This is a genomic window from Lacticaseibacillus saniviri JCM 17471 = DSM 24301 (genome assembly GCF_001311785.1).
Taxonomy (GTDB): domain Bacteria; phylum Bacillota; class Bacilli; order Lactobacillales; family Lactobacillaceae; genus Lacticaseibacillus; species Lacticaseibacillus saniviri.
Map to the genome: position 1 here is coordinate 64,472 of NZ_BBBX01000013.1, position 7,991 is coordinate 72,462.

The 7,991-nt window shown below is 48.5% G+C and carries 3 protein-coding genes, 5 tRNA genes, 1 rRNA gene, 2 pseudogenes, 1 riboswitch and 1 other annotated feature; of the genes and pseudogenes, 2 read left to right on the plus strand and 9 right to left on the minus strand.

Features of this window, described 5'->3' with window-relative positions:
• Positions 1 to 223 precede the first annotated feature (223 nt).
• Positions 224 to 2,635, minus strand: a complete 2,412-nt coding sequence (gene leuS / locus JCM17471_RS07830) for a leucine--tRNA ligase (RefSeq protein WP_054777442.1) — start codon at positions 2,633 to 2,635, stop codon at positions 224 to 226.
• Positions 2,636 to 2,681: 46 nt separating this feature from the next.
• Positions 2,682 to 2,879 (minus strand) — a binding site (T-box leader).
• Positions 2,880 to 2,976: 97 nt separating this feature from the next.
• Here leuS and JCM17471_RS07835 point away from each other — a divergent pair.
• Positions 2,977 to 3,633: a phosphatase PAP2 family protein gene (locus JCM17471_RS07835; protein WP_054777443.1), complete on the plus strand. Its 657-nt coding sequence runs from the start codon at positions 2,977 to 2,979 to the stop codon at positions 3,631 to 3,633.
• 54 nt (positions 3,634 to 3,687) lie between these two features.
• On the opposite strand, the pseudogene JCM17471_RS07840 reads toward JCM17471_RS07835, so the two are convergent.
• Together JCM17471_RS07840 and metK are read right to left on the minus strand one after the other, a co-directional pair.
• Positions 3,688 to 5,148: pseudogene (locus tag JCM17471_RS07840) on the minus strand (MDR family MFS transporter).
• A gap of 117 nt (positions 5,149 to 5,265) precedes the next feature.
• Positions 5,266 to 6,451 (minus strand): annotated as a pseudogene (gene metK / locus JCM17471_RS07845) (methionine adenosyltransferase).
• Positions 6,449 to 6,529: riboswitch (SMK box riboswitch) on the minus strand. It overlaps the preceding pseudogene by 3 nt.
• An 89-nt stretch (positions 6,530 to 6,618) precedes the next feature.
• Here metK and JCM17471_RS07850 point away from each other — a divergent pair.
• Positions 6,619 to 7,269, plus strand: a complete 651-nt coding sequence (locus JCM17471_RS07850) for a hypothetical protein (RefSeq protein WP_054777444.1) — start codon at positions 6,619 to 6,621, stop codon at positions 7,267 to 7,269.
• 106 nt (positions 7,270 to 7,375) lie between these two features.
• Here the strand turns inward: JCM17471_RS07850 and JCM17471_RS07855 are convergent.
• The 6 genes from JCM17471_RS07855 to rrf all read right to left on the minus strand — a co-directional run bounded on the left by JCM17471_RS07855 (position 7,376) and on the right by rrf (position 7,918).
• Positions 7,376 to 7,448 (minus strand) — tRNA-Asp (locus JCM17471_RS07855).
• 14 nt (positions 7,449 to 7,462) lie between these two features.
• A tRNA-Val gene (locus JCM17471_RS07860) sits at positions 7,463 to 7,535 on the minus strand.
• Positions 7,536 to 7,540: 5 nt separating this feature from the next.
• Positions 7,541 to 7,612: transfer RNA gene (locus JCM17471_RS07865), tRNA-Glu, on the minus strand.
• A 13-nt stretch (positions 7,613 to 7,625) separates the two neighbouring features.
• Positions 7,626 to 7,715: transfer RNA gene (locus JCM17471_RS07870), tRNA-Ser, on the minus strand.
• A gap of 8 nt (positions 7,716 to 7,723) precedes the next feature.
• A tRNA-Asn gene (locus JCM17471_RS07875) sits at positions 7,724 to 7,796 on the minus strand.
• A 5-nt stretch (positions 7,797 to 7,801) separates the two neighbouring features.
• A 5S ribosomal RNA gene (gene rrf, locus JCM17471_RS07880) occupies positions 7,802 to 7,918 on the minus strand.
• Positions 7,919 to 7,991: the final 73 nt, after the last annotated feature.

Sequence of the window (7,991 nt, forward strand, 5' to 3'; positions counted from 1 at the left end):
CTCATCACGCGAATGCTCGCGTCACTTCATTGTTTTCGATTAAAATTACACCAATACATCATACCTGATTTAAGGCGATAAAAACAGACGTCTTATGGTGATGATGCGCCTATTTGACCAGCAACTGACAAATGTCGCCGAGTTTTACCTTTTCTTAAACAAGTCTGTTACAACATAAAAACCGTGACCATCCAGAACGGATAGCCACGGTTTCTTGTTGTCATTACTTCACAACGATATTCACAATCTTACCAGGAATCACAATCATCTTAACAACGGTCTTATCAGCGACGAAGCGCGCGACATTCTCGTTTTCAAGTGCTAATTGCTTGATGGTATCTTGATCGGTATCAACAGGCACAGTGAGTTCACCGCGCAGCTTACCGTTCACTTGTAACATCAGTTTCTGCGTGTCATCAACCAGTGCTGCTTCATCGTACGTTGGCCAAGCCGCGTACGTTAAGCTGTGATCGTGACCCAAGATGGACCAGATTTCTTCCATCAAATGAGGTGCGATTGGGGCCAGCATCTTCACAAAGCCTTCGACATATTCGAGTGGCAAATCATCAACCTTTTGGGCATCGTTGATGAAGACCATCATCTGTGAAATGGCGGTATTGAAGTGCAAGGATTCATAGTCTTCGGTAACCTTCTTAACGGTTTGGTTATAAACCTTCTTCAGCTTGCCGTCGTTGATTGTGGTGATGCGATCGCGCGCCTTACCGTTATCATCGACAAAGGTGCGATAAACGCGGTCTAAGAACTTGCGAGCACCGGCTAAGCCCTCTGTGCTCCACGCAATCCCAGCATCCAGTGGGCCCATGAACATTTCGTACAGGCGCAAGGTGTCAGCACCGTATTCTTCGACAACGTCATCAGGATTAACCACGTTACCCTTGGACTTACTCATCTTTTCATGGTTGTCACCCAAAATCATCCCTTGGTTATACAACTTTTGGAATGGTTCCTTGGTAGGCACAACACCCAAATCATAGAGGAACTTGTGCCAGAAACGCGCATACAGCAAGTGCAAGACCGCGTGTTCTGCACCACCGATATACAGGTCAACAGGCAACCATGCCTTGAGCTTTTCAGGATCGGCAATTTGGTTCTTATTGTGTGGGTCCACAAAGCGAATGTAATACCATGAGCTCCCGGCCCATTGTGGCATCGTGTTAGTTTCACGACGACCCTTGCGGCCATTCTCATCGACCACGTTCACCCAATCGGCAACGTTAGCCAGTGGTGATTCACCGGTACCGCTTGGCCGAATATCTGCTTCTTCAGGCAGTGTCAGTGGCAATTGATCTTCTGGGACCAAGGTTGTTTCGCCATCTTCCCAATGAATCACGGGAATGGGTTCACCCCAGTAACGTTGACGGGAGAAGACCCAGTCACGCAGCTTGTAGTTGACCTTGGCTTCACCGACGTTGTGTTCTTTCAACCAATCAATCATTTTGGCAATCGCGGTTGGCTTATCGAGGCCATCGAGCACGTCAGAATTGATGTGCAGGCCGTCGCCGGTATAAGCTTCCTTGCTGATATCGCCGCCTTCAATGACTTGCTTGATTGGCAGGTCGAATTGCTTAGCAAAGGCATAGTCGCGGTCATCGTGGGCAGGAACGGCCATAATGGCACCGGTCCCGTAAGAAACTAAGACATAATCAGAAATCCAGATGGGTAACTTGTCGCCGGTGACAGGATTGATGGCATAAGCCCCTGTCCAAACCCCTGTCTTATCCTTGGCCAAATCCGTCCGATCTAAGTCACTCTTCTTAGCAGCTTCTTCGATATAAGCGGCCACAGCGGCTTTTTGTTCAGGCGTGGTGATTTCGTCAACCAAGTGATGTTCGGGTGCCATGACGACATAGGTTGCCCCGTAGATGGTGTCTGGGCGTGTGGTGAAGACGTCAAAATCAGCTTGATCATCCGCCACCTTGAAGGTGATTTGCGCACCGGTTGATTTGCCAATCCAATTGCGTTGCATCTGCTTGATATTTTCAGGCCAATCCAAATCGTCCAGATCATCCAACAAGCGATCCGCATAGGCGGTAATCTTCAACACCCATTGGCGCATTGGCTTGCGAATGACAGGATACCCCCCACGTTCGGTCTTGCCGTCAATAACTTCTTCATTCGCCACAACGGTTCCCAGGTCTGGGCTCCAGTTCACAGCGACTTCGTCTTCGTAAGCGAGGCCCTTCTTGTAGAGCTGTTCAAAAATCCACTGGGTCCACTTGAAGTAGGATGGATCGGTGGTATTGATCTCACGATTCCAGTCGTAAGAAAAACCCAATGAGTTGATCTGGCGCTTGAAGTTTTCGATATTTTTCTTGGTGAAATCGGCCGGATTGTGGCCGGTATCCAACGCATATTGTTCCGCTGGCAAACCGAATGCATCCCAACCCATTGGATGTAAGACATTGTAACCTTGCATCCGCTTCATGCGGGACACAATATCCGTTGCGGTATAACCCTCAGGATGGCCCACGTGCAGCCCTTGACCTGATGGATATGGGAACATGTCCAATGCGTAATAATTCTTCTTGTTGGGATCGGTCGTGGTGTTGAATTCATTGTGTTCGTGCCAGTATTTCTGCCACTTGTGTTCAATTTCTTGGTGTTGGTAAGCCATTGTGATCCTCCTTTTATTTTCAAACAACAAAAAAGTCGCCCTAAAAAATTAGGACGACTTTCGCCGCGGTACCACCTAAGTTCTGCAGATGCAGCCCTCAATCTGGATAACGGCCAGTCCGGTCACCGCTACTAATCGTTCACGGTGACAACGCAAAGACGAGTTCACCAGGCTTGATTGTTGGGCTCGCATTCACCGCCCACTTTCTGATCGACAACCCTGACTACTATTTCTTCGTTCGTTTGATATTGGTTACAATATAACAAACTTTAGGATTTACAACAAGTCCTTTTCAGTAAACTGTGCTAGTATAATAGGATTAATATTGAAAGGAAATCCTTATGGTACGACATAAACCCGCAATCACCGTTTTTAGTCTCAGTTTAATTGGCTTTATCATTATTTTAATCAGCGTGCAACAACACGCCGCATGGATTCCCCAATTCGATCAAGCGATTATTTCACCTGTGATCGCTCACCGACCCGCATGGCTCACCAATATTCTGTTGAGTTTCACTTGGTTGGGCAGCCCCGTTCAGGTGAGCATCATCGGCATCTTGATAGCCCTGATTCTCGTCATCTACAAGAACCCGCGCTATGCCGCCTTGTTGGCAGTCAATGTGTTGATCTTCAGCGGCCTGAACTCAATCATCAAACATATGATTCAACGCCCCCGGCCTTTCGTGGCCGACCCCAGTATCGTGCCGCTGGCCCCGATTGGTGGGTACAGTTTTCCCAGTGGTCACTCCTCTGGCACGATGTTGCTGTATGGCACCCTCATCCTCATGACTTGGATCACTGTCAAGAATCCAAAATGGCGCTGGCTGTGGACGATTTTGGCTGCCGCTTTGATTTTGGCCACGGGCTTATCTCGGATCTACGTGCAGGTACATTATCCAAGTGATGTGCTGGCCGGCTATCTCGAGGGATTAATCGGCATCAGTCTCACCTGGCTGATCGGCTCGAACTGGGTCGTAAAGCAACGACAACTACCATAGAAAAAAGCACGTATGGTTTCAAGCCATACGTGCTTTTTTGATGTCTCGATAAACCTAATCCTGATGTAACTTGGTCTTATCAAACCAATTGACCACGATGGCCAAAACCACAATCACAACAGAGAAGAAGTAGATATTGTGTAAGCCTTCATACAGAATTTGATGCAGTGTTGGCAATAATTTGGCCGGTAACTGACTGGCTGTGTGCGGATTGATGAGCTTGTTCAACATACCCGTGGTGATATCGGCATTATCGCGCACCCCCTGAGCCAATCGCATGTTCAAGACAATCCCATAGATGCTGACCATCAGGGTTTGCCCCAATGTACGACTCAATGTATTGAAACTGGTGGCCACACCGACCTGGTCTTTTGCGACAACGGCCTGTGCGGTGACCGTGGTGGTGGTAATGGTAATCCCAAAGCCAAAGCCCAATCCACCGGCAACGATGAGGAAGAACCAGTATGGCGTGCTTTCTGGCACCAATGCCAGCACCAAACTCCCAATCAATAAGACGCCCAGCGCTACATACAACAGGCGCTGTGGTCGATAATTGACCAATAGCCGGCCCGCGACAAACGAACCCACAATCCACATCAGACTACTTGGTGTGACCGCAAAGCCCCCGAGTGACGCTTCAAGACCCAAGATACCCTGCATCCACATCGGCATATAGACTTCAAAGCCAATGACGAATCCAGCAATCAGTGCCGCGATGAGGTTATGCACGACAAAGGGCCGATTCTTAAACAGCTCGAGATCAATAATCGGATCTTGCGCTTTTTTCTCCTGCCGCACAAACAGCCACAGCATCAAAGCTGAAACTAACATGAGGCCGATGAACGTGATGAGGCCGTTGGTACCAGCTAGGGTTTGGAAACCATACATCATCGATAATAATGCCAGCAACAACCACAGTGTCCCCAGATAATCCATGGGTTCGCGGACGGTGGTGACATCTTCATGAAGGAAGAAGACGACTAACAGCAGTGTGATTAGCCCAATCGGCACATTGATGATAAAAATCCAGTGCCAGCTCAACTGATCGACGATGAAGCCCCCGAGCAGTGGTGCGACCACTGAAGCAATCCCCCATGCCGAACCATTGAAGCCGAGCACCTTCGCTCTTTTTCCAATGGATAGATATCCGCGATGATCGTGAAGGTCACCGGCATGATGGCGCCGGCCCCAATCCCCTGAATCGCGCGGAACAGAATCAACATCTCCATGGATTGCGATAATCCGGAGAGCAATGAGCCCAAGACGAAAATAATCAGGCCCAAAATAAAGACCGGTTTGCGACCAATGCGGTCGGCGAGCTTCCCATAAATTGGAGTCGCCATTGCATTGGTTAAGAGATAGATCGAAAAATCCAGTTCATCAAGTGGACCCCATGTAAGGAGCCCACGATGGTCGGCATCGCGGTTGAGACAATGGTCCCCTCAATCGCGGTCATAAATGTTGCTACAAAATAGCGATGGTCACCAATGCAACATTGGTTTGTTTCTTTGCCATGTGATCGTCCTTTCTTGATGACCGTGACCCAATCCTTTCGACCAGCCACGGCCGCTTTGCCAAAATAAAACGACCCCTGTTGGATTCACTCCAACAAAGGGCCGCCTCTTAACTCGTTTAACCTAAGTACGCGCGTAACGCCTCGACTTTATCGAGGTGCTCCCACGGAAGATCAACATCTGTACGTCCGAAATGTCCATATGCTGCTGTTTGTTTGTAGATTGGGCGTTTCAAATCTAACATTTGAATAATCCCTGCAGGGCGTAAATCGAATTGCTCACGAATTGCCTGTTCAATCCGTGATTCTGGTACGGTGTTGGTGCCAAATGTGTTGACCGAAATCGAAACGGGTTTCGCAACCCCAATCGCGTAGGCCAGTTGCACTTCAACCTGCTTAGCTAAGCCAGTCGCAACCACATTTTTTTGCGATGTAACGTGCCGCATAACTTGCGGAACGGTCCACCTTTGTCGCATCCTTACCGGAGAAGGCACCACCACCATGACGCGCATAGCCGCCATAAGTATCAACGATGATTTTCCGGCCAGTCAAACCTGAATCGGCTTGAGGACCACCCAAGACGAAACGGCCCGTTGGATTAACATAAATCTTGGTCGCATCATCCAACAGATCAGCTGGAATCACTTTGCGAATGACCAAGGTTTCGATATCGTGACGAATCTGTTCCAGGGTCACGTCTGGATCGTGCTGTGTGGATAAGACAACAGTGTCCACCCGCATTGGTAAGCCCTCGTCATCGTATTGAACGGTGACTTGTGCCTTGGCATCAGGCCGCAGATAGGTGAGCTCACCTGTCTTGCGCACCTGAGCCGTCTGCTTCATCAGCGCGTGTGCTAATGCTTCGGCTAACGGCATATAAGTTGGGGTTTCGTCGGTTGCATAACCGAACATCATCCCCTGATCCCCGGCACCGATTTGGTCCAGTGGGTCCTTATCGCCTTCACGATGTTCTAGCGCATCGTCCACACCCATCGCGATATCAGGTGATTGCTCATCAAGGGCAACCATGACACCAACGCTATCAGGGTCGAACCCTGAGTCCTTGGTATAACCAATTTCACGAATGGTATTACGAACAACAGCTTGAATATCGACATAAGCCGACGTTGAAATTTCACCGACAACTAGAACAAGCCCAGTTGTAACAGTGGTTTCGCACGCAACACGTGCATTTGCATCTTGTGCCAAAATGGCGTCCAAAATCGCATCACTAATTTGGTCCGCGACTTTATCTGGATGGCCTTCAGAAACTGATTCTGAAGTAAATAAATGTTTTTCCTGCATTCTTATGTTTCCCCCTCATTCTCGGTTACAAGGCATCTCCGCATGCGCGGACCCTATCGGGAATTCTTTGCAACTTATATAGTCTAGCATACTTGGCTCACGAACGAAATTCTTTTGCGAAAGTTGCCATAATTTTGTACCATGAATGAAGCACGTTCACAAAAGGAGTGATCGCAATTCAAAAAGATCGATTGTTACACAGCCTGCCCATCCTAATCCAGGCGATTCTATTACCACTCATCACGCTCAACTGGCTGCAGGATAACATGAGTGGCACCATTGTTTGGTTGTTACTCATGGCACTCTGTATCGCGGGCATCCAACTCGATTGGTTCTCAGTCATTTGGTTGATAGGTCTTGTTGTCGCCAGCTTTGGTCTCTTTCTCAGCCAGCCACAAGTCATCTGGCTCATTTTGGCACAATTAGGCATGACATTGGTACTGATGAGTCAGACGCTATCACCAGCTTGGCGCGACACATTGACTTTGCTCCAGCTTTTCTTCTTTCAGGCCTTATTCGTTATCGCGGTCGTTCAGATTCTGCCGAACACATTGCTCCTCGATCTGTTACTGTTGGACATACCATTACTGCTCGTCATCTGGATACCATCGATGGCAGCAACTCGTTGGTTACTACCACTCACGCTCGTCATCTATGCCATTGGCGCCTACTTCTCGACCCGCTTGACGCTATTGAGTATTGCAGGAATCGTTCTTATCAGTTGGCTCTGGGCGCACAACAAGCGGCTTGTCCCCTATCGATTATGGTTACCCGTAATCTACGGCCTCCTATTTTGGCTGGTCCGGTTACATGGCTAGATAATTAAACAAAAATGCGATAGCCAGAATGTTGGCTATCGCATTTTTGTTAATCCATTCAGATCAGATAAAAAAGAGCTCACACAATGTGTAAGCTCTCAGTGAGCGGTCCTAGCCGGATTTGAACCGGCGATCTCCTGCGTGACAGGCAGGCGTGATAACCCCTACACCATAGGACCAATTAACTTAAAAATGGAGGATACAGGGCTCGAACCTGTGACCCTCTGCTTGTAAGGCAGACGCTCTCCCAACTGAGCTAATCCTCCAAAAGTGACCCGTACGGGATTTGAACCCATGTTACCGCCGTGAAAGGGCGGTGTCTTAACCACTTGACCAACGGGCCATACAATTTTTAACGGAGAGTAAGGGATTCGAACCCTTGATACAGGGAATACCCGTATACATGGTTTCCAACCATGCTCCTTCGGCCACTCGGACAACTCTCCATAAAAAACTCCGGTTGTCAGGCTCGAACTGACGACAACCTGATTAACAGTCAGGTGCTCTACCAACTGAGCTAAACCGGAATCAAGCGTGGCAGCTTCCTACCCTCGCAGGCAGTTTCCCACCAACTACTATCGGCGTAGAGAAGCTTAACTTCTGTGTTCGGCATGGGAACAGGTGTATCCTTCTCGCTATCGCCACCACACTTATGAGAACTTTGAGCTCTCAAAACTGGCTATCATGTTTAATTGTTTGTTTTGCTTTGAACCGTATTTGAT